This window comes from Paenibacillus camerounensis (assembly GCF_000723885.1).
GTDB lineage: Bacteria > Bacillota > Bacilli > Paenibacillales > Paenibacillaceae > Paenibacillus_AQ > Paenibacillus_AQ camerounensis.
The window spans coordinates 18611-37840 of the sequence record NZ_CCDG010000029.1 but is presented as its reverse complement, the minus strand read 5'-3'; the positions used below and the strand labels follow the sequence as shown (position 1 = coordinate 37840).

At 50.7% G+C, this 19230-nt stretch carries 28 protein-coding genes, 2 tRNA genes and 1 pseudogene; 9 read left to right on the top strand and 22 right to left on the bottom strand.

Annotated elements, in window-relative coordinates:
- The 4 genes from BN3772_RS12140 to BN3772_RS31510 all read right to left on the bottom strand — a co-directional run.
- Window positions 1-472, bottom strand: a 472-nt coding sequence (locus BN3772_RS12140) for a hypothetical protein (RefSeq protein ID WP_157643587.1), incomplete at its 3' end; no start/stop codon positions are given.
- Between the two features lie 277 nt (window positions 473-749).
- Window positions 750-1304: a WGxxGxxG family protein gene (locus tag BN3772_RS31245; protein WP_052380478.1), complete on the bottom strand. Its 555-nt coding sequence runs from the start codon at window positions 1302-1304 to the stop codon at window positions 750-752.
- Window positions 1305-1381: 77 nt separating this feature from the next.
- Window positions 1382-2062: a M15 family metallopeptidase gene (locus BN3772_RS12130; RefSeq protein ID WP_042199692.1), complete on the bottom strand. Its 681-nt coding sequence runs from the start codon at window positions 2060-2062 to the stop codon at window positions 1382-1384.
- A gap of 148 nt (window positions 2063-2210) precedes the next feature.
- The gene (locus BN3772_RS31510) at window positions 2211-2339 is read right to left on the bottom strand and encodes a hypothetical protein (protein ID WP_280114386.1); all 129 of its coding nucleotides are present in this window, start codon (window positions 2337-2339) and stop codon (window positions 2211-2213) included.
- Between the two features lie 100 nt (window positions 2340-2439).
- On the opposite strand from BN3772_RS31510, the gene BN3772_RS30905 reads away from it, so the two are divergent.
- Window positions 2440-2601, top strand: a complete 162-nt coding sequence (locus tag BN3772_RS30905) for a hypothetical protein (protein ID WP_167336668.1) — start codon at window positions 2440-2442, stop codon at window positions 2599-2601.
- Between the two features lie 39 nt (window positions 2602-2640).
- Here BN3772_RS30905 and BN3772_RS12125 read toward each other — a convergent pair whose 3' ends face one another.
- The 4 genes and pseudogenes from BN3772_RS12125 to BN3772_RS31715 form a co-directional block, all read right to left on the bottom strand.
- Window positions 2641-2970 (bottom strand): YolD-like family protein, encoded by a 330-nt coding sequence (locus BN3772_RS12125; RefSeq protein WP_042199690.1) that lies wholly within the window; start codon window positions 2968-2970, stop codon window positions 2641-2643.
- Between the two features lie 191 nt (window positions 2971-3161).
- Window positions 3162-3803 carry a hypothetical protein gene (locus BN3772_RS12120; protein ID WP_042199688.1) on the bottom strand — a complete coding sequence of 214 codons (642 nt, stop codon included), beginning with the start codon at window positions 3801-3803 and terminating at the stop codon, window positions 3162-3164.
- A 159-nt stretch (window positions 3804-3962) separates the two neighbouring features.
- Entirely contained in the window at window positions 3963-5426 is a 1464-nt protein-coding gene (locus BN3772_RS12115; RefSeq protein ID WP_042199686.1) for a glycosyl hydrolase, read from the bottom strand.
- A 167-nt stretch (window positions 5427-5593) separates the two neighbouring features.
- A pseudogene (locus tag BN3772_RS31715) lies at window positions 5594-5981 on the bottom strand (cytidine deaminase).
- Window positions 5982-6100: 119 nt separating this feature from the next.
- On the opposite strand from BN3772_RS31715, the gene BN3772_RS12105 reads away from it, so the two are divergent.
- Window positions 6101-6538, top strand: a complete 438-nt coding sequence (locus BN3772_RS12105) for a NucA/NucB deoxyribonuclease domain-containing protein (RefSeq protein WP_042199684.1) — start codon at window positions 6101-6103, stop codon at window positions 6536-6538.
- A gap of 63 nt (window positions 6539-6601) precedes the next feature.
- On the opposite strand, the gene BN3772_RS30630 is transcribed toward BN3772_RS12105, so the two are convergent.
- Window positions 6602-6760 (bottom strand): hypothetical protein, encoded by a 159-nt coding sequence (locus BN3772_RS30630; RefSeq protein ID WP_157643586.1) that lies wholly within the window; start codon window positions 6758-6760, stop codon window positions 6602-6604.
- Between the two features lie 217 nt (window positions 6761-6977).
- On the opposite strand from BN3772_RS30630, the gene BN3772_RS12100 reads away from it, so the two are divergent.
- The 3 genes from BN3772_RS12100 (at window position 6978) to BN3772_RS30625 (ending at window position 8022) form a co-directional block, all read left to right on the top strand.
- Window positions 6978-7154 carry a YjfB family protein gene (locus tag BN3772_RS12100; protein WP_086074537.1) on the top strand — a complete coding sequence of 59 codons (177 nt, stop codon included), beginning with the start codon at window positions 6978-6980 and terminating at the stop codon, window positions 7152-7154.
- Window positions 7155-7274: 120 nt separating this feature from the next.
- A complete protein-coding gene (locus tag BN3772_RS12095) occupies window positions 7275-7817 on the top strand; it encodes an ImmA/IrrE family metallo-endopeptidase (RefSeq protein WP_042199682.1) in 543 nt (180 codons plus the stop codon).
- A gap of 46 nt (window positions 7818-7863) precedes the next feature.
- A complete protein-coding gene (locus BN3772_RS30625; RefSeq protein ID WP_156131175.1) occupies window positions 7864-8022 on the top strand; it encodes a hypothetical protein in 159 nt (52 codons plus the stop codon).
- A 133-nt stretch (window positions 8023-8155) separates the two neighbouring features.
- On the opposite strand, the gene BN3772_RS12090 is transcribed toward BN3772_RS30625, so the two are convergent.
- From BN3772_RS12090 to BN3772_RS12065, 7 genes are all read right to left on the bottom strand, one after another.
- Entirely contained in the window at window positions 8156-8965 is an 810-nt protein-coding gene (locus tag BN3772_RS12090; protein ID WP_042199680.1) for a 2-phosphosulfolactate phosphatase, read from the bottom strand.
- A 188-nt stretch (window positions 8966-9153) separates the two neighbouring features.
- Window positions 9154-9288 (bottom strand): hypothetical protein, encoded by a 135-nt coding sequence (locus BN3772_RS31505; protein ID WP_139172006.1) that lies wholly within the window; start codon window positions 9286-9288, stop codon window positions 9154-9156.
- 95 nt (window positions 9289-9383) lie between these two features.
- Window positions 9384-10220 carry a YitT family protein gene (locus BN3772_RS12085; protein WP_042199679.1) on the bottom strand — a complete coding sequence of 279 codons (837 nt, stop codon included), beginning with the start codon at window positions 10218-10220 and terminating at the stop codon, window positions 9384-9386.
- A gap of 149 nt (window positions 10221-10369) precedes the next feature.
- Complete coding sequence (locus BN3772_RS12080; RefSeq protein ID WP_042199678.1) at window positions 10370-10777, bottom strand: hypothetical protein; 408 nt, start codon at window positions 10775-10777, stop codon at window positions 10370-10372.
- 205 nt (window positions 10778-10982) lie between these two features.
- Window positions 10983-11189, bottom strand: coding sequence for a hypothetical protein (locus BN3772_RS12075; protein ID WP_042199676.1), 207 nt, complete (start codon window positions 11187-11189; stop codon window positions 10983-10985).
- Between the two features lie 66 nt (window positions 11190-11255).
- Window positions 11256-12044 carry a class I SAM-dependent methyltransferase gene (locus tag BN3772_RS12070; RefSeq protein ID WP_042199675.1) on the bottom strand — a complete coding sequence of 263 codons (789 nt, stop codon included), beginning with the start codon at window positions 12042-12044 and terminating at the stop codon, window positions 11256-11258.
- Window positions 12045-12232: 188 nt separating this feature from the next.
- Complete coding sequence (locus tag BN3772_RS12065) at window positions 12233-12733, bottom strand: hypothetical protein (RefSeq protein WP_042199674.1); 501 nt, start codon at window positions 12731-12733, stop codon at window positions 12233-12235.
- Window positions 12734-12934: 201 nt separating this feature from the next.
- Between BN3772_RS12065 and BN3772_RS12060 the strand changes: the two genes are divergently transcribed.
- Together BN3772_RS12060 and BN3772_RS12055 are read left to right on the top strand one after the other, a co-directional pair.
- Window positions 12935-13429: an RNA polymerase sigma factor gene (locus BN3772_RS12060; RefSeq protein ID WP_042179243.1), complete on the top strand. Its 495-nt coding sequence runs from the start codon at window positions 12935-12937 to the stop codon at window positions 13427-13429.
- A gap of 44 nt (window positions 13430-13473) precedes the next feature.
- The gene (locus BN3772_RS12055; RefSeq protein WP_244444728.1) at window positions 13474-14382 is read left to right on the top strand and encodes a hypothetical protein; all 909 of its coding nucleotides are present in this window, start codon (window positions 13474-13476) and stop codon (window positions 14380-14382) included.
- 372 nt (window positions 14383-14754) lie between these two features.
- Here the strand turns inward: BN3772_RS12055 and BN3772_RS12045 are convergent, their stop codons facing one another.
- The gene (locus BN3772_RS12045; protein ID WP_042199670.1) at window positions 14755-15813 is read right to left on the bottom strand and encodes a leucine-rich repeat domain-containing protein; all 1059 of its coding nucleotides are present in this window, start codon (window positions 15811-15813) and stop codon (window positions 14755-14757) included.
- Between the two features lie 123 nt (window positions 15814-15936).
- Here BN3772_RS12045 and BN3772_RS12040 point away from each other — a divergent pair, with 123 nt between their 5' ends.
- On the top strand, window positions 15937-16128 hold the full coding sequence (locus BN3772_RS12040) for a hypothetical protein (protein ID WP_042179246.1): 192 nt from the start codon (window positions 15937-15939) through the stop codon (window positions 16126-16128).
- Between the two features lie 111 nt (window positions 16129-16239).
- A complete protein-coding gene (locus BN3772_RS12035) occupies window positions 16240-16422 on the top strand; it encodes a hypothetical protein (RefSeq protein ID WP_042199669.1) in 183 nt (60 codons plus the stop codon).
- 705 nt (window positions 16423-17127) lie between these two features.
- Here the strand turns inward: BN3772_RS12035 and BN3772_RS12020 are convergent.
- The 5 genes from BN3772_RS12020 to pyrF form a co-directional block, all read right to left on the bottom strand.
- Window positions 17128-17201 (bottom strand) — tRNA-Ile (locus BN3772_RS12020).
- 43 nt (window positions 17202-17244) lie between these two features.
- A tRNA-Met gene (locus tag BN3772_RS12015) sits at window positions 17245-17321 on the bottom strand.
- An 81-nt stretch (window positions 17322-17402) separates the two neighbouring features.
- Window positions 17403-17567 (bottom strand): hypothetical protein, encoded by a 165-nt coding sequence (locus tag BN3772_RS30900; RefSeq protein WP_167336667.1) that lies wholly within the window; start codon window positions 17565-17567, stop codon window positions 17403-17405.
- A gap of 137 nt (window positions 17568-17704) precedes the next feature.
- Window positions 17705-18346, bottom strand: a complete 642-nt coding sequence (gene pyrE / locus BN3772_RS12010) for an orotate phosphoribosyltransferase (protein WP_042199665.1) — start codon at window positions 18344-18346, stop codon at window positions 17705-17707.
- Window positions 18343-19059 carry an orotidine-5'-phosphate decarboxylase gene (pyrF, locus tag BN3772_RS12005; RefSeq protein WP_042199700.1) on the bottom strand — a complete coding sequence of 239 codons (717 nt, stop codon included), beginning with the start codon at window positions 19057-19059 and terminating at the stop codon, window positions 18343-18345. The genes pyrE and pyrF overlap by 4 nt, the downstream gene beginning before the upstream one ends.
- Window positions 19060-19230 lie beyond the last annotated feature (171 nt).

Here is a 19230-nt window from a genome sequence, read left to right as displayed (position 1 = left end):
TGATTCCCGTCATCTGCGCCATACGAGTCAATCCAAAGGCATTTTTGCTTTTGATTCCCGCCATCTGCACCATAAGAGTCAATCCAAAGGCATTTTTGCCTTTGATTCCCGCCATCTGCGCCATACGAGCCAATCCAAAGGCATTTTTGCCTTTGATTTCCGCCATCTGCACCATACGAGTCAATCCAAAGGCATTTTTGCCTTTGATTTCCGCCATCTGCGCCATACGAGCCAATCCAAAGGCATTTTTGCCTTTGATTCCCCCCATCTGCACCATACGAGCTAATTCAAAGGCATTTTTGCCTTTGATTTCCGACATCTGCGCCATACGAGCCAATCCAAAGGCATTTTTGCCTTTGATTCCCGCCATCTGCGCCATACGAGCTAATTCAAAGGCATTTTTGCCTTTGATTCCAGCCATCTGCACCATACGAGCTAATTCAAAGGCATTTTTGCCTTTGATTCCAGCCATCTGCACCATACGAGTTAATTCAAAGGCATTTTTGCCTTTGATCCTCGCACACAGCGCTCAGAGACGCTCACACTAACCACTAATAAACCAAAAATCAGGGGCATCACTGCCCCTGACCCACTCTCATAGCCGCCCGAAGGGCGTAGCATTTGCAGCTTTCGTAGCTTTTGCAGCTTTTGCTTTGGCAGCCTTTATAGCTTTCGCAGCTTCCGCAACCTGCGGTCGCCCAGAACACTCCATCCGCCAGCCCCCAGCTGCCTCAGCAGCAGGTTACCTGCTAGTGGCGTTCCCGCTCTCCGCTGCGGCTGCGCATCCCCGCCAGACCCAGCAGGCCGACCAGACCGAGCCAGCCCCAGTTGGAGCCTCTGTTATTGTCAGTGGCGCTGGTGGTTGTGCTGGTGGCGCGGTATCTGCCGGTTTCGGTGCTGGTGGACAGCGGGGAGACGGAGCTGTTGTCATTGCCCCGGACCGCGTTGTTCACCATGTTACCGCCTTTACGCATGGTACCAGTGGCGTTATTCATCATTTTATCGCCACTTCGCTCAAGTTCATTCATCATTGTATTGCCGTTATGATTCATCCGGCTCTCTGTTCCGCGCATCGTGTTGCCGGTCTGGTTCATCATCCGGTTACCCGTTCCATTCAGCATATGAGTGCCTGTGGTACCGTTGGTTTCACGGATACGTTCAGTCTGCATTCCGGTTCTGCCGGTGTCCGGGATGGACGCTCCCATTCCTCCACCGGTGCCAGCAGCGTTGGCTGCATAACCGGATCCCATAAGACTCATGGATAACAATGTACCGCAGGCAAGGCTCGTGACCAGCTTATTCAAGTGATGTGCCCCCTTTGAGGATAATTGTCTTTCGCTGATAATTTCCCCATGAGGCACATCATCTATACAGGTGGTTCTTATTCCCTGACCAGCTTCACTGTCCTGCTAGCGGCATCATAAGTGACACTTGCACCAAGCGCTTCAGCAACCGCACGCACCGGCGCATAGGTTGTGCCGTTCTCCAGCATACCGCTGGTAATCTGGACACCATTCAGTGTGACCACGACCGCCTGGTCCGCTCCGGGAGCCGTACCGTTAATGACAGCCAGCGCATCCTTTACCTGCTGTACTGTCGGCTGCCGGCCTGCCCGCAGCTGCTCGGTAGTCAGCCCGAAGGTCATCTCCAGATGGGAATAATCCTTGAAGGAAGTCCAGTCCCCGCCCCAGGCAAAACCGAGCCTCTTGGCCTCCTGCGCCACCTGCTGCCAGTCAGCGATTGTATCTTTATTACCGTCCCGGGTGATGTCCCAGGAGACATTTTTGCCGTCCGGCAGCAGCAGGGCAAAATCAATCGCCAGACCATAATTGTGATAACTGGTGCCTCCCCTTGCGTTCGTTACGATATTTCCCGGCTTCGTGCGGCCTTGCGCATAGAGTGCATTTTGCTCGGCAATCGTCCGCATGCCCTGGGTGATGACAATCGGGATGCCCTTGGCATAGCTGCGCTGGATCAGAGCACTGGCTCCGGCCAGTATAACCGGATGAAGATTTCCCAGCCAGCCTGCCGACTTACTCTTCACCTGATCTAATGTCAGCATTTTCCTCACCCCCTAATACAGTAGATGCCCGCTCCACCTGCTTTGCTTGTACGCTTTGCCTAACAAGAGTATGCGTAACGCCCGTAAGCCTCATTAGAAGACAAAAGACCCCGGATACCAGGGTCCTCTCCACTTATATGCTAAACAGCTACGTCAGCCATCCCATAATCAGCAGGATGATGATCCCGCCCACAATCAATATAGCAATTGCCTCCGAAAAGCCCGGAGACAATCCGTTCTTCCCGCTCCTTGGCCCTAAGCTTCGCTGTATCTGCATCAGAACCATCCTAGTAAAGGTGAGATGCTTGGATGCTTTTCTGCAAAATAGGCCACATTAGATAACACGAACTGACTTGAGCGAAAGGTGGTATGTATCCATGGAAATTCACAGTGATCTTTATAAGGTAGCCGCCCTGAGCGGCCAAGAGGACGCAGTTGAGATCATCCGGCAGGCCGAGGCAGACCTCGCCCGGATCACAGGCAAGGGCGCAGTCACACTGATTGCCTATGAGAAGACGGAAGAACCGGCAACTAATTAACCTGCTGCGCTGATTACGGCCGTATTGGTGCGCTGCTGCTTAAAGAATATAGGCCTCTGCAATATCATCCACCTGAATCCATTTCCATTCCTCTGCCCACTGCAGCTTAATTTCACGCGAGTGGGTATGAATGGAGGTGACAAATCCGCTGATCTGTCTACCCTCAGCCGGACCGTGCAGCACCACAGTTACCCGCTTATGATTCCTTAGTGACACAGCCAGCGTCTGCTCGATTTCCTTCAGCTTATGCTGTGCAGCCTGTATGCCTGTACCCGGCATATCACGCTCATCCCTGCAGGGTTCCTGTACCTGATCCTTCAGCATTATCCGGCCGCCTTCCTCCGGTCCTTCCTCCAGCTGTTTGCCCATAGCCGCTCCTCCTCAAGTTATAGTCGCACATCGACATCCCAATCACACGAACATATGTTTGCATCCGTATTATATTAGCAGACTCTCCCGTAAGCAAGAAGAAAAAAATAACAGCAGCCGGACCACAGGCAAAAGGCGCGCACAGCCAGGCTGTACAGCGCCTCAAATAATGATCTTAAGCAAAGCTAATCTCAGTCTGCGGAATTGCCGGATTCGGTTGCGCTATTTACAGGAGTATTGGCCGCATTCCCGCCGATCTCATCTGCTTCTGTACTGACTACAGTTCCGGGAACGCTCCCCAGCTCCGTCTCAGCCGCGCTGTCTTCTTCCAGCAGCCCTACAGCTACCCTTGCCTGGTTCACCTTGGAGATACCGTACAGCATCGCCACATCCGCCTGCTGGTTCATAGCATTGAATTCGTCAGCAGTCACCTCAGGGGAAGCCGCACTCTGCGAAGCCTTCTCTTTAATGGAATAAGCGCTCTGGAAAGCAATCACTGCATCTCTCAGCAAAGTCTCGACGTCTTCCGGCAGGCTCTTGGATATTTTCACATCATTAACCCGGTCGGCAATATCGGATGCGGTATCCTGGAACGAATCAAGGGCTTGCTCAAGCTCTTTATCTGTAGCTGCTCCCGTAGAATACGAAGTGAGGGTCGTATTGAAATTCTCAAGCGAGGACCTGCCCATTTCGTCAAACTTCGACATCTCATTATAGAAGTTCAGTACGGTCTCCTGCACCTCCTCTTCTGAGGCTGGCGCAGAGCTGTTATTGCTGCAGGCGCTGAGGATCATTACCATCAGTAGTACAATTGTGTATAAGGTTTTTTTCATCTGTTCAAATCCCTCCACTTAACAGAATAATGGCGGGTTTTGTAAAGCGCAAATGAAATTAATGTAAAAAAAGCTCGAAACACCCATATTTCAAATTTTAAGCGCCTTCATTGCAAAAAGATCCCCAAAAATCTGGAGATCTCCTGCACATATCCCCGGCTAAGCCAGCACGTATGCTCCGGATGGTATAACCTCTCTAGGCCGGCTGTGGCTCTCCCACATTAGAATCGCCTTGGCGTCCCCCTGGTTCTCATAATACTCTACCTTCAGCTCATGCAGCTTGCCTTGAATCAGCGGTATACTGCCCTTGCGCTCCGTACCGCTCTGCTTAACCCAGCTGTCGATTACCAGTACCCCGTCAACCCACACCCGGATGCCGTCGTCCGAATAAGTGTAGAAATTATAGGTCTCGCTGAATTCAGCCTTAAGCCTGCCGCTCCAGCGTACCGAGAATAGATCAGCATTAATTAACGGATCAGGGCTGCCCTGTCTCCACGTAAAGTCAATCGTGGAATCTGTCCGGACCAGTGACGGAGCTCCGCTCAGTGCCATATTGTTGAAATATTCGCCCCTGATTCCCGGAGGATGATTCTGCTCCCCTTCGGCAGCCAAGACTTTATACTCATCCCTTGTAATCACAAAGCTGTCATTCATAAAAGCCTTAATCACCGGCTCTGTGTTCTGCTCATACAGCAGCTTCGCCCAGGTAAGCTGGTAAGACCATTTATTTTGTGATTTGGCCAGTACCGCTGCAGAAGGCAGCTTCGCGTTCTCACCGATGGCGATCAGCTTGCCGCGCCCCAGATCCCATAGCCCGTCATGATGGCTGTCCTTGAAATCACCGTCATAAATATCCAGCGCCAGCACATCGACCCTGCCGGCTCCGGGATAGTACCTGGCCGGCTCCTGGCTCCACTGGTTCTGCGCATTCGGACTCCACACCCAGAGCAGGTTATGCAGCCCGTGGTACACGGTGTAGCGATCGAACATGAGGTTCCACAGCTCAGTGAAGCGGCTCTTCTGCCCCCACCAGAACCAGCCTCCGTTCATCTCATGATACGGTCTCCACAGTACAGGGACACCAGCGTCATTCAGCTTTTTGAGCGAAATAGCCGTCTTGTCGAGATCCGCCAGCAGTGCTGTATACTGGGGGGTGCCTGGTGTAATGTATTTGGCAAAATCAGCCTCGCTCAGATTCATGGAGACGTTAGACCAGGCCGGAGCAGTCCCCGGCAGACTGGCGTGATAACTCATTGTGACAATCCCGCCGGCTTTATGCCAGCGGATGGCGCTGTCCGTTACCCACTGCCGCTGATTGGCTATAAGCGACTCCGTCTGGCTGCCGATCGCCCCCAGCTCATAGCCGTGAAGCCCGGCATACTGGCCGCTTGTATTTTTAAGCTTGTTGCTGAATTCATCGGCACTCTCCAGATAGTCATGTATCCCGCTGATAATTCCTCTACCCTGAAGGGTATACAGCCTGTTCAGCAGATTAAGCGCCGGAAGCGCCAGCTTATCGTCCGCAGGAGTCCTCAGCAGGGCGCGGAAGCCGGTCTGCCAGGCAGCATCGTTAACCAGCCGCGATGCCCAATCGAGCATATCCCGGAGTATACGCTGTTCCATTTGTTCCACCATCCCTTTTTTGTACCATTGTATGGGGACAACCGGTACGGGGAAGCGGCGGATGGCGGGATAGCAAATACATTATTTAAATTTCAAACAAATCTTCTGATCATGGCCTGCTGTACTCTTGTGACCTTATGTATTGCAATCTGAATTCATTATCCCGGTTATCTAACATAACGCATAGGCAGCAAATCCAGTATATCCGTTTTGGCCAGACCCTCATTATCAGGGATAATGACCTTGCAATCCTTGGCGTAATCAGCAATCAGCTCCCGGCACATCCCGCAGGGGGATACGACCTTAATCTCATAGTCCTCACTGTCCGGGTCCGGGTGTCTTACTGCAACAATGGTGTCAAATTCCTTATAGCCTTCCGAAATGGCTTTTCCAATGACCATCGCCTCCGCACATACCGTCACCCTGGACAGGCTGGCTTCTCCCTGTGCGCAGTGCCGCACTGACATGATGCCGTTCCCACTCGTAGCGCTTCTTGATAATCTCCTGTGCAGCAGCAACCAGTGTCTCGTCTTCAATCGAAATTTCAGATTTCATCTTCTGTTCCTCCTGGTCATTCCGGACTTTTTCTTTATCCAGTATACTAAAATCTGCTAATTATAAGCTATACTGATTAGGCCGAAGCATCAAGAATACAACATAATCAGGAGGAGCCTGTGAAAAAAAAGAAATTATTCCCCAGTCTTATCATCATCATCCTGCTTGCCCTGGCAGCCTACTTATTCGAAGAGACCAGCCCGCCTGTCCCCACAACGCCAACCGGCAGCGGTGAAGTAGTACAGCTTGTCTTTCCTTCAGACCGCTATCCTGAAACGGCCGGACATATCCAGGAGGCGATCAGAAACGGCGAATCCGCCATCTGCACGATCAGCCGGGAGGATGCGGAAGAGAACCGTAAGGAATCCCTCAAAGGGGTCCCCACCAAAAAAGGCTATGACCGTGATGAGTGGCCGATGGCGATGTGTGCCGAGGGCGGTGCCGGGGCAGACATTGCGTACATAACACCCGGTGATAACCGCGGGGCCGGCAGCTGGGTAGGCAACCAGCTCGAAGGCTACGCCGACGGAACACGGGTGGAGTTCATGTTCAAATAAGCAGAAGAGGCAGCAGCTCCGCCGGGGCTTATACCGGCGGAGCTGCTGTTTAATGAAGCAATGTTAGAATAGACAGGCTTTTGTAATAATAACCAGCAGAATGAACAGAACCAGAATTGAATTGGTCGATGTCATCCACGGGCTTACAACCGGCATAACCGGAGGACCCACATTCACTCCTCCAACATTGTTTCCGCATCCGCAACCGTAATCTGCACCCATTTGTAATTCCTCCTCTGAATTATTGATACTCACAGCACAGAATATGTGGCAGCTATCCCGGCAGTTTGGGCCAATCGGCAAACATATATGTTCGCCTGCATTAATAATACGGCTCCATGGTGTCGATATATTGTAGGAATGCAGATAAACCGGGAATGAGGAAGAAGATCATATCCGGATACATTCTCAGTTATATAAATCCTTCAGGAGGTGCATAGTGGACATAGCCGCATTATCTGTTGTGATGGGCCAGACATCTCTTAAGCAGGCTGTAGGCCTGCAGGTTATGAGCATTGCCAAGAATACAGCTGAAATTCAGGCGCAGAATATCGCCCAGATGCTTCAGCAGAGCCCGCATCCGAATCTTGGAAAAACACTTGATATTCAGGTTTAATTGTTTTATTCTTAGATACATAAGAACACAGGTTCTGGTGTGATGCCGGTTCTCCTCAGCCCTTCGGGCTTTTCTTTTACCCATAAATACGAACATACGATCTTATCTAGAGGTGATAATATGCAATCCTATTACCAGATGACTGCTCTTGAGAGCTGGACCGAGGATTTATATCAGCGTCTGCAGGTAAAACGCCCGTCCGATATTTCCATTGCTTACATAGCCGAACGCCTCAATATCTGGATTCATTATCTGGATGTGCGCAGCAAAAGTGTAGAGGCCTCAGCGGGCATGTATACCATGTTCCTGGACAACCGGCTGCCGCCCGAGCTGCAGCGCCTTGAATTTCTTCATGAGCTCTGTCATCTGCTCCGCCATGCCGGCAGCCGTATTCTGATGCCCGGCCATTTCACTCAGGCGCAGCAGGATGAATCCGAACGCTTTATTCTCTACGCTGCAATGCCCTACTCCATGATCTCCGCCAGACCCTTGCCTGAACTGCGGGAAGATGCCGTATATCATATCGCCACTACGTTCCAGGTGCCTGAGGAGCTGGCCGTGCAGCGGATCGATCAGATTCAGAGGCGGATCTTTCAGGGTCAGCTAATAGCCGTGATGGAGCGGAGCGAGGAGAGAAAATTCATCCAGAGACATATTCGTTAACTTCCGCGGGGACAATACCTTTATAAGTCCTTTGAGGGGGAGCAATATGGAAGCTATTCAAGTTATCCGCTTATTATTATCTCATCCGGAATACAGCGTAGATGCGGTGCATCCTGAAATTCCCGATTTTGTCGGCATCGCGGCCATTGAAGTGGACCACGAGACCGAAACCTTTTCCATTCTGCTGCAGGAGCCTGAGGTATGACTCCTTTATTGGACAAAAAATGACCCCGCCGGCGTCCGGCAGGGTCCAAATCTATGAATAAGGGGGGTATGTCATTACTATACCTGCCTTAGCTTAATGCATTATGAAATTCTGCTGAAGCCCGGCTGAAATTTCAATTTTTTTTGGGAGCCGCAGCTTGTCCGTTTAATTCTGCTGTTAAGCCGGGAAGTATATTAATGAACCGGTTATGCTGCATTACCGGAACAGCATAGCTGATATCCACCTGACAGCAATAGGTTACATCTGCTTCGAATCCGCGGCCACGCAGCTCGCGGGCGCTGGTACACTCCCAGATCAGCTCCCGGATTCGCTGCCCCGAAGACCGCAGAGCACCGATGCAGACCTCCGCTTCCGCTGATTTATTCCCTGTCAGCTTGGAGAGGATGAGTCCGGCACCCAGGTAATCCTCAATACCGGGACGAAGATTATTCTCGGAGCCGACCACATCAGGCCATTTCTCACCGCAGGGAACTACCGTAATCGCGGCCCCCAGCTCAAGCCTAAGCCGGTTGGCCGTTTCGGCGACAGCTGATGCATTCAGCAGACAGCCGACCAGCAGCGCAGGCGCCTGTGCTGCAATCCATGTGCAGGCTGCACCGTTCATGGAGCACAGGACAAAGTCGCGTTCATAATCAGCAGAGCTGAAGGTCAGCGGAGACAACGAATGGCCCCCTGTTCTTACAGCTTCCGCACGTCCGCGGATTAGCTCTGCACCCAGCTCCTTGGCGTAGGCTTTGGCCTGTTCATTGGCCGGCGGCGGATACGGATAAATATTAGCCTTGTGCTGGACCGCCGTTACAACAGTGGACGAGAAGCTCAGTACATCGACGATAATAACGATGTCACCGCGCTCCGCTGCAGCCCTCGCCCCTCTTTGGCCCCAGTCCAGCTTAATGTCATAGGGCGCTTGGTCAAAAAACACAGTGTCGCCCTCCTTTCTTGTCCGGATTCATCTCAGACCTACAAACAGGGAGTTACCCATAGAAGGCTGCCGCCGAACCGCTAATCCTAAAAATTCTTTAATTTTGTTGTAAATTCCCTGTTTGTCCCGTCAATCTGCCACAAAAAAAGCCCAGCCGGAGTCGGCAGGGCCACATTCTATCCGTACAATTATACCCAGAAAGCCTTAGTGATGATAACCAGCAGAATGAACAATACCAGAATTGCAGCAGTAGAAGTAAAAGGACTGCCGTATCCGCAGTTCGCTCCGCCAACTGGACCTACATTTTCACCATAACAACCCATTTCCAATTCCTCCTTCATGATTGAGTACACCATAGCATATGTGATTTGCCCGCTGCTGACTGGGTGAAACGGCAATGTCTTTTGGCCCGGATTTTTTATTTGGAAATATCAATGAAGCCTTCACCGAACACATCGCGCACATCATGGATCGTAACAAAGGCATTTTTGTCTTCCGCCCGCACAATTTTTTTGAGCATGGATACTTCCTGTTTGCTGATGGCAATATAAAGCACATTTTTATCCTCGCCAGTGTAGTATCCGTAACCCCGCAGCACCGTTACGCCGCGGTCCATTAGCTCAGTTACCTTGGCTGCAATACGCTCATGCTCTGCCGAAATGATGGTAACTGCTTTTTTGGGATTCACCCCTTCAATAATGAACTCCATCGCCTTCGTTCCAATAAAGAGGATGACGAAAGTGAACATCACCTTCTCGATTCCGATAACAAAAACAGACAGTCCGGCAACAATCAGATCAAAGAACAGCAGCGCGTAGCTGATATTCCAGTCCCAGTACTTATTGGCCAGCCGGGCCAGAATCGTCGTTCCTGCAGTTGTACCGCCAACCCGGATGATTAATCCGATTCCGCCGCCGGCGAGCAGACCGGCAAAGATAGCATTAATTACCGGCTCACTGGAATTAATACTCCAGCTCTCAGTCAGATACAGGAACAGCGAATTAAAAGCTACAGTAATGACGGTATAAACAATCGTCTTCTTATCCAGCAGCCTGTAACCGATAATCAGCAGGATTCCATTGAGTGTGAAGCCCACAAGAGCAGGTGACCATTGCAGCAGATAAAAAAGAATAATCGATACTCCGGTCACCCCTCCCTCGCCAAAATCATTAGGGATAATAAATACGTTGACTGCGAGCGCAAACAAAAACGCCCCAACAAGCAGCATGAACAGCTCATAAATTCTTTTTTTCATAACATACGCCTCCAGTTACATTACAAAGCCCACAAACAAAAAAGCGACTAAAGGAGTAATGCATCCTTTAATCGCTTTGGGTAAGCTCTTTTGATACCTCTGATCATAACAAGCATCTGCCGGAATGTAAATACACGCGCTGTTTATTATTAGCCTATGGATACACCCGAATACGTTACCGGCCCGGTCACACTAGCCGCATTCAGCAGAATGTTCAAACTGTTGTTAGCCACCCCTAAAGAGTACGCATGATAACCTGCCGGTACGCTTCTGTCCAGAAATGACATCGCTATAGGCTGAATTGCCAGCAGAGAAAGTCCGCTTGCTCCCACATTAAAAATGGGCTGTCCGTCACGATACAGGGTAAATACTACACTCGGAGCACCCACGGTAGTCTGAAATCCGATATTTGCATTGAGGAGCACCGTACCGGAATCGACCGTCGACAAGCCGAACTCAGCCAAGATAAGATTGGCTCCCGGGGCAAGAATCGGAATGGATACCGTCTGGCTTCCAGTTGTAGCTGTACTGCTTCCCACATCAATAATGATTGCCATGATAAGCTCACACATCCTTTCTTCTATTCTACTTTCAGGATATGTGAGGAAGGACTGATCAGCTTGTACGGATGAACAATGGTATTCTCCTATTTATTGCAAGAGAGACAAGCATTCTTTTTAACGGCCCACATTCTGCTTCAGGAATACTTCTATCTGCTCCATAAAGACCATCCCTATAGGATGGCCTGCTGTGGTATTCCTTTTATTTGACCAGTATGCCCTTCAGCATAACCAGCCGCTTAATGCCCTCCGTCCCGGCCCAGCCGCCCGCACTTGCCAATATCACATTATGAAACAGCTTCATCGCAATCGAGTAGGTCATCGTTCCAAGTACGATCTCTATTGCTATAAACCGCAGGATATCCCCTTTGGTAATAACATAGACTCTGAACTCCCGGTTACGCAGCACTGGCTCACCACCCTAATTGTGTTTTATGTAGCCATATGCTGGAGTCAGGTTGTCTAATGACTGGAATCAGGGCTTTAGCGGGGTGAGCTGCGCTTCTACTTTGTCGGCAACCAGTGTATAGAACTCGGGAAAGCTCGGGTCTGCGGCACTGGGAATCTCTTCAAATGTCCGGATATACAGCCTGTTAGCAGCCACAGCAGCCAGTATGCCCTCCACCGTCCAGGCCTTGGTCAGCACTTTATTCAGCTCCGGACGCTCTGCTTCGGGCAGCAGCCTGGCAAAGGCAACCTCCCCTTCCCGGATTGTGTTGTCAAAATAATCGCCTGTCGGCTGCCGGAGCGTCTCTGTCGGCTTCCACGCCCTGGCAAACGGATGAAAATCCGTCAGCAGCAGCCGGCCGCCTGCACCCAACCGCCGGTGTACGAGTGAGAATAAAGGCAACAAATCGGTAAAATAATGCAAAACCCCAAATTCCATCAGCACATAATCGAATTGTCCCAGCGAATCCTCATCCGGAATGTGCAGCACATCCGAGCAAATATAGCTCAGCTCCACACCGGCCGCTGCCGCTACCTCATTAGCATACCTGCGATTCTCCGCCGAAATATCCACTACCGTCACCTCTGCACCAAGCAGCGCTAAAGGAATTGCTTTGCGGCCGTGGGAGCCGAGCAGGTTAAGCACTTTTTTGCCGGATGGATCTCCTATGTACTTTAACCAGTAACGCAGAGGATGCCGCGGGTCCTGCTTCAATACTTCGGCAAGCGCCTCCGGTGTTCCGTGATGCTGCACCCAAGCCTGATAAGCCTTCGTTTCCCATGCTGCTTTGTTGGCACGTGACAGCTGCTCCTGCATACATCCAGCCTCCTTGAACATTATGTAATTAATTCCAGGGTTATCAGTTTACTACAAAAGAAGAAGGATGAATAGCAGCAGATGGCCGAAAGATTATCCCCGGGGTTAGTGTTCATGTGAGCATTGCCGCGGTTCCGCAAAAAAACCAGCCTGCATCAGGCTGGTTCTATATTTCCACACTCCGAATCTCAAAGCTCTGACCAGGTAATATTAAGCTCAACCACACCGGGCTCAGACGACAGCTCGCCTCCGATTATAGACCAGATTTGCGTATTGTCCGGTGAGTTGCCCTGGATAATCAGATTCTTCTCATCTATTGTCTGTACAGCATTACTTCCCAGCCTGTCAGCGAAATAATCCTTGTACCGCTTGGTCACAGACTCCATCCCTTCATTAGTCCTGAAAATAAGCAGCGCCGCTTTCTTCCCCTCATTGTCTTCCGAGTGTGACACGCTGATCACCGCATCATCCGGGAGCGGGAAGTCCTCAGGCAAATTAGCGGGCACTCTTTCTGAGGCAGCTCCCGCAGCCGGCTGGGCAGAAGCCTGTTCAGTAGCCGCCGGCGCGACCGATGCAGACGGCTGCGCCGGCTCTCCAGCTGTATTGTTGGTATCATTGCTGCTGCAGGCACTCAGGGTAATGGCAGCCAATAACAGACCTGCTCCCGCTAAGTTTTTTCGGTTAAGCATATTCTCGCCCCTTCATTATTTGATTGTATGCATTCCTTTTCCAGATTAAGGTATGCAGGACTTACCGGATTTTACCCCGTATCCACTTGGCTTAATCAGAATGAAGTGATATTGCCGCGTGATATTTAAAATTTCCGGAAACAAAATGTGACCAAATCCCGTTCTTAATGGTGTTATAGGTATAAAGGAGGTCATTGCATCATGCAGCGATCCATGACCCGGCCGGGAAATCATGTGATAAAGAGTTACGAAGCCTATTCAGAGATGTTGTTCCGGATAGCGATGGTCCATCTGGGCCGCCGCCAGGATGCTGAAGAGGCCGTTCAGGATACGTTCATCAAGCTCATGGAAAAAGCGCCTGAATTCAGCGACTCCGAGCATCAAAAAGCATGGCTGATCCGTGTGCTTACCAACACCTGCAAAACGATGCTGGGCAGAGGCTGGCGCAAACGTGAGGTTAAGCTGGACGGCGCTGAAGCGCTGGCAGCAGACACTCCTATGGATCTGGCGCTGCTGCAGCTTGTAATGGCACTGCCTGCGAAGGTCAAAACAGTGATCCATCTCTACTACTACGAGGATTATTCGGTACAGGAAATCAGCAGAATTCTGCAGATCAGCGACTCCGCTGTGAAAATGCGGCTTCAGCGGGGACGGCAGCAGTTAAAACTGGAGCTGGAAGGAGCGGAATCAGAGTGAATGAAGATCAGTTTCGCCAACAATATAAGAAAGCGGTGGATACTATGAAACCAAGTGAAAATACAAAAAACAGATTGATCAGTAAAATGGAACAGCAGCAGCAGGAACGGAAACGTCCGCGCAAAACGATGTACATCGCGGCAAGCCTCGTAATCGCTGCCGGCATCGGTATCGCCGGGCCGAATATCTGGCAGCAGATCAATGGCCCTGCGGCACCTGCGCAGGTTGCCCAGGTAGACCCGGGAACGGGCATTACCATTCCTAAGGTAGAGCTCCCGGATCCGAACGCCCAGGTTCAGGCAAGCATGATTCCTCTGGTTGTATATGAAGGGAATGTGTATACACAAACCCTAACGCGGATGGAAGCTGCCGATCTCACTGCCCTGCGCGGCGATAAGCTCGGAACAACTACAGGCGGTATTGACGAATGGACCGGCAAGGATGGCTACACTGAACTGTCCTCCAACATCGGCGTGGCTGATATCTATACTGTAAAGGGCTACGGTTCCGGCTTCCTGATTATGTCCTACATGGAAATTGACGGCCAGGCATTCGCTGATCTGTATGAGCATACCAACGGCATTACCGTTAACAGCGGCGCCGACCTGCTCGGTGAGCTGAATCTCGAGGGCCGGATTGCCTCTGCCCGGTGGGAAAGCTTCGACAGCTGGAACAACGGACAGCAGCAGTATGCACCGCTTGCAGGCGGCGAGGTCCTTGACGGCTTCCTGAGCGCACTTGAGGCTGCCAAACCGTTAGCCGCTGAGCCGCTGATAGAGCAAGGCATCTACGAGAGTGAAGACCGCAAAATTGTCTATCTGGAGCTGGAAGACAAGGTTCAGGTTCAACTGGTACTCTTCGGACAGGGGCTTGTACGCTACGGCAACGCACCGGTATTCTTTGAATTAGAATCAGGTGCGTTCCAGGCACTGTGGGACAGCATGACTCCATAAGGATGGCGAGAACCCGCGGCAACGGGCGAAGCCGGATAATATACAGCAGCCCTGCCTTATTGGCGGGCTGCTTTGCTGTGTTACGGTTTTATTGATCAGGTGCTATAGATTAATTAAACAAATTACCAGAAAAACGGCGGCCAGACTGTAAGAGAACACCGCAAGCTTACGCAGCCTGTTCCAGTCGCGAAGCCCGGCTATGGTAAACAACATAGCCATAAGGCCAGTCATGATTTGTTCCGTTCCACGGAACAGCATTAAGCATATGTACGCAGTAATTGTAACTGCCCATAAAACGGTAAACCAACGCGGATTGTTACTCCAGACCTTTTTCAGCATACAATACCTCAATTCTTTAGTAGAATGTCTTCCTCACCATAAAGAGTTCTGCGACAGATTGATATACTTCAGCTGCTGCATCTCCTGCACAAAGTCCGGCTTCTCAGGAATCATGCACATCCCAAGATCCAGGACCTGCAGCTTCTTCAGCTTCGCCATTTCGGACGGCAGCCCGCGGATCGCGGTGTAATGTATGGTGAGCCGCTCCAGCTGCTCCAGCTCTCCGATCTCCGGCGGAATACGGTTTAGGCTAATCTGTTCTTTAGGTACAGGTCGGTAACCTGGCACCGGACGGTCTGAGCTGGCACATTGAATGGTTAGCTCCTTCAGGTTTTTCAGCCTGCTTATGGATGCCGGAATCTCTTGCAGATCAGCTGTCATGATGATTAGACGCTCCAGCTTTTCCAGTTCAAACAGCCCGTCCGGCAGACGGTACAGATCCTGCTCAAAAATCTCCAGCTCCCGCAGCCCGCCAAGCTCCCTTATCCGCTCAGGCAGCTCCGTCAGCCTGTGTCCGCTGATGTACAGCTTATCCGTTCTATGCCTGATGGCATCCTCCAGCAGACAGTCCAGCTCACTGTGCGCCGCAAGCTCCATGAAGAGCCCTGTAATGCGACTCATCAGCCCTGCTGCCTCCTCCTCCGTCACTTCCATGCCATAGATGCGTTCATGCACGACTGAGTAGAGATAATCCCCGCCTTCTTTTTTGAGAAAACACAAGTCTTCCGGCAGCATGGGATACATCCAGTCCGCCAACCGGTTGGCTGCTTGCTTCAGAACATTCCCGCTCTCTTCACAGCAACGGTAGAAATAGTACGTACCTGATCCGTAGAAGGCGTGACTGTGGTATGTATTTCTGAGCGTACCAAGTTCTTTCATCATTTCTTCCGTATCCTTGTCCTGAATGACAATGGTCTTCACAAGGTAAGGCTTCAAGTTATTTAAGACTGGTGCGTATCGCTCTCTTGCTGATGTATCCACCCCGGGTTCAGTCGAAAATTTCTCCCCCAGCACAAACCATTCAGTATTCTGTATCCCTAAGTCGATTACCTGCCTGTACGCTTCCCCCCGGGGGTCTGTATGCATTTTCATCCTGTTGTCGCCCCTCTCTAAATTTCATTAGAATAATATCATTCTCCAGCTTCACACCTTCATGAAACTTAATTACTAAACTCAGCGTATACAATTAGAAATACGTACTGTGGGGTGGATAAGATGAACCAAGCACAGCCAGCCTGTAAAGCATGCGGAAGAACGGAATTCGTCAAAGGTAAGCTAAATAATGGTTATGCCAGGGTGATGCCGATTAACAAGGCCTTTTCCTTAGGCTCGGGAGTGATCTACACGTTCTGTAAAAGATGCGGCGAAATTGCCTCGATGAAAATTGAGAATCCTGAAAAGTTTTGAGCCCCCGGCGGGCTTTTTTTAGTAGATACCATCCGAAATGTTACTTTTATTACAGATAACCTGGAAAACATAGCTTCAGCCGGTCCCGGGGCATTTGACGGGTTACTTATCATGCATGAGCATTTTGAGGAGGCCGCAGGCGCAGAATATAAAAGCTTTTTTAAGACTACTAAGTACCCTGTATTTTTTGTAGGTGCCGAAAATCTGCTGACCGCAGTTTTTCATGATGAGCGGCTTACACTTGAGGATGGAGCAATCGACGGTTTCGGCGCTGTGGGGCTTCCATATACCTGATAATGCTACAGCACGTGAAAAAAATGGTGATTTGATCACAAGAATCGCAAAGTATTGGAGGACTATGCCCGAAACAAGATTTGAAACTCTAATTTTTTCTTTAGTATGCTCTGCCCGCCTCCGCTGCAATTAACAAAGCAGGAATAAAAATCATCAGGTAGAGCGCTATTGAAGCAAATATAATGTTACGGATGGACAGGTTCTTGCCCTGATGGATCTTTTTGAATAAGGCAAAACAGTTATAAAGAAACAGCACACAGGACAGCGGAAGAATAAGATACAACCAAACGTACAAACCGTCACCACCTTTATTCTGAATTATCCATTGCTTCTGGATTTATATCGGGAGTACAACAAATCTGCTGTAAGACCAAATAAGAGCCACGAGAAAAAGTGTATCCCGTACAAAACAAACTGGAACGTAGTCTCGTTTTTCATTGAATAATGTAAATCAGTCAGCTGCGGATTAAACCATAGGAGCAACGGATTTGTCAGAAACAGCAGCAGGTTTTTATCGTCGGCCCCTGATAGATTGTGAAGACAGATTAGCAGGGATAACAACGGTAACCATAAGCTTAGCCTCTTCAAGATCTCCTTCATCCAACGCCTCCTTATTTACAAAATATTACTATACATGAGGGATTAAGACCACAAACAACTCTAAACAAAGCAAAAACCCCTTGCTAGGCATGGGGTTTAGTGAAGTGGGCCCTACAGGACTCGAACCTGTGACCAATCGGTTATGAGCCGACCGCTCTGACCAACTGAGCTAAGGGCCCGGATCTAATGTATCCGAATGTACAAGGGCTGTAAAAGAATAATTGGTTGCGGGGGCAGGATTTGAACCTGCGGCCTTCGGGTTATGAGCCCGACGAGCTACCGGGCTGCTCCACCCCGCGTCAGTAAACTTATTCAAACAGCGACAATAGTTAATATACATTAAATAAGGCCATAAAGTCAAGGATGAATTTGTTAATTGCTTAGGGTAAAAAACGAACCCCGTAACGGCCCTTCCGCGAACGGTAAATTTCTACAAACTGCGGGTCATGGTAGCCGTAGATCCAGCCGTCCTGCTCCAGCCTTTTGGCCAGACAGCCCGCCTGAAATCTCGTCCTGAACAGCTTGGCAAAATAGATCCAGTTCATGATGGATGTCTCCTTTGAAGTCGGGTATTCAGCGCTGCATTAATAGCATACCCCATCATGACAGATAAATATGCGGGACCTGCTGCTCTCATAACCGGAAAGCCGCAAGTCCCGCAGTTAAAACATTATATATTAGCTTACACTCCGAACGACGCCGGATCTTTGCGCCAAGATTGCAGCAGCGCTACATCGCTCTCTGCGATCTTCCCCTTGCTCAGGGCTACATCAATCAGGGTCGTGTAGTTAGACAGGCTCTGCAGCGGCACACCGGCTGCTGCGAACGCCTCAGTAGCACGGTCCAGCTCATAGCTGAAGATTGCGAGAACAGCCAGTACCTCTCCGCCTGCCTCTTCCACAGCCTGCGCTGCTTTGATCGAGCTGCCGCCGGTGGAGATCAGGTCCTCGATTACAATGACCTTCTGGCCGGGAGTGATGCTGCCTTCGATCTGGTTCTGCTTGCCGTGGCCCTTAGCCTTGTCACGGATGTAAGCCATCGGCATATTCAGCTTGTCGGATACCCAGGCTGCATGCGGGATACCCGCGGTAGCTGTGCCTGCAATAACCTGTGCTTCAGGATAGCTGGCTGTAATCAGCTCTGCGAAGCCGCCTGCAATGTAGTTACGCACTTCCGGGAAGGACATCGTAAGACGGTTATCACAATAGATCGGCGATTTGATGCCGGAGGTCCAGGTGAACGGGTCCTGCGGGCGCAGGGCAACGGCCCCGATCTCCAGCAGATAGGCTGCAACTTGCTTACTTGTATTAGACAGTGTACTCATGCTTGTGTCATCTCCTCAATAATAGATAGTGCGGCTGCGCGCGGATCGGCGGCTGCGGTAATCGGCCGGCCAATCACCAGGAAGTGGCTGCCCTGACGGATAGCTTGTCCAGGTGTCATTACCCGGGACTGGTCATCCAGGGAGGAGCCTGCCGGACGGATGCCCGGTGTTACCGTGACGAATTTCGGACCGCAGGCTGCTGCGATCGCTGCGGACTCCTGCGGAGAAGCAACTACGCCATGCAAACCGGCTTCAGCAGTAAGCTTGGCATAACGCACTACAGTATCTTCTACGTTCCCGGCAATGCCGATCTCTTCGTTCATAACTTCCTGGCTTGTACTTGTAAGCTGTGTCACCGCAATGATCAGCGGAATATGCAGCGAAGGATTCAGGCTGACCGCCTTGGCGGCTCCCTCAAGCGCTGCGGCCATCATCGTCTTGCCGCCGGAGGCATGCACGTTGAACATATCTACACCGAGCCTGGTGATGCTCTCAGCACCGCCACGGACGGTGTTTGGGATATCGTGCATTTTGACATCCAAAAAGACAGAGTAACCGCGTTCCTTAAGCTCGCTGATAAAATCCGGCCCTGCTGCATAGAACAGCTGCATGCCGACCTTCAGGTAGCACGGAATGCCTTCCAGCTTATCTATAAGCACCCGCGCCGATTCTGCATCCGGATAGTCAAGCGGAATCATCAGTCTGCCGGCCATTTCATCCCGTCTGGCAATCTGGCCAATCGTCTCATGCTCTGTCTGCTCTGGGATTTGCTGTTCCATAGGTGGTTCTCCCTCTCCTTCATTCATCATCTGCTTGCCCGGGCACAGTTGAACGGTCTGCGCTAACGCAAACCGTTCCCTGTATGGAACCGCCCGCAGGCGGTT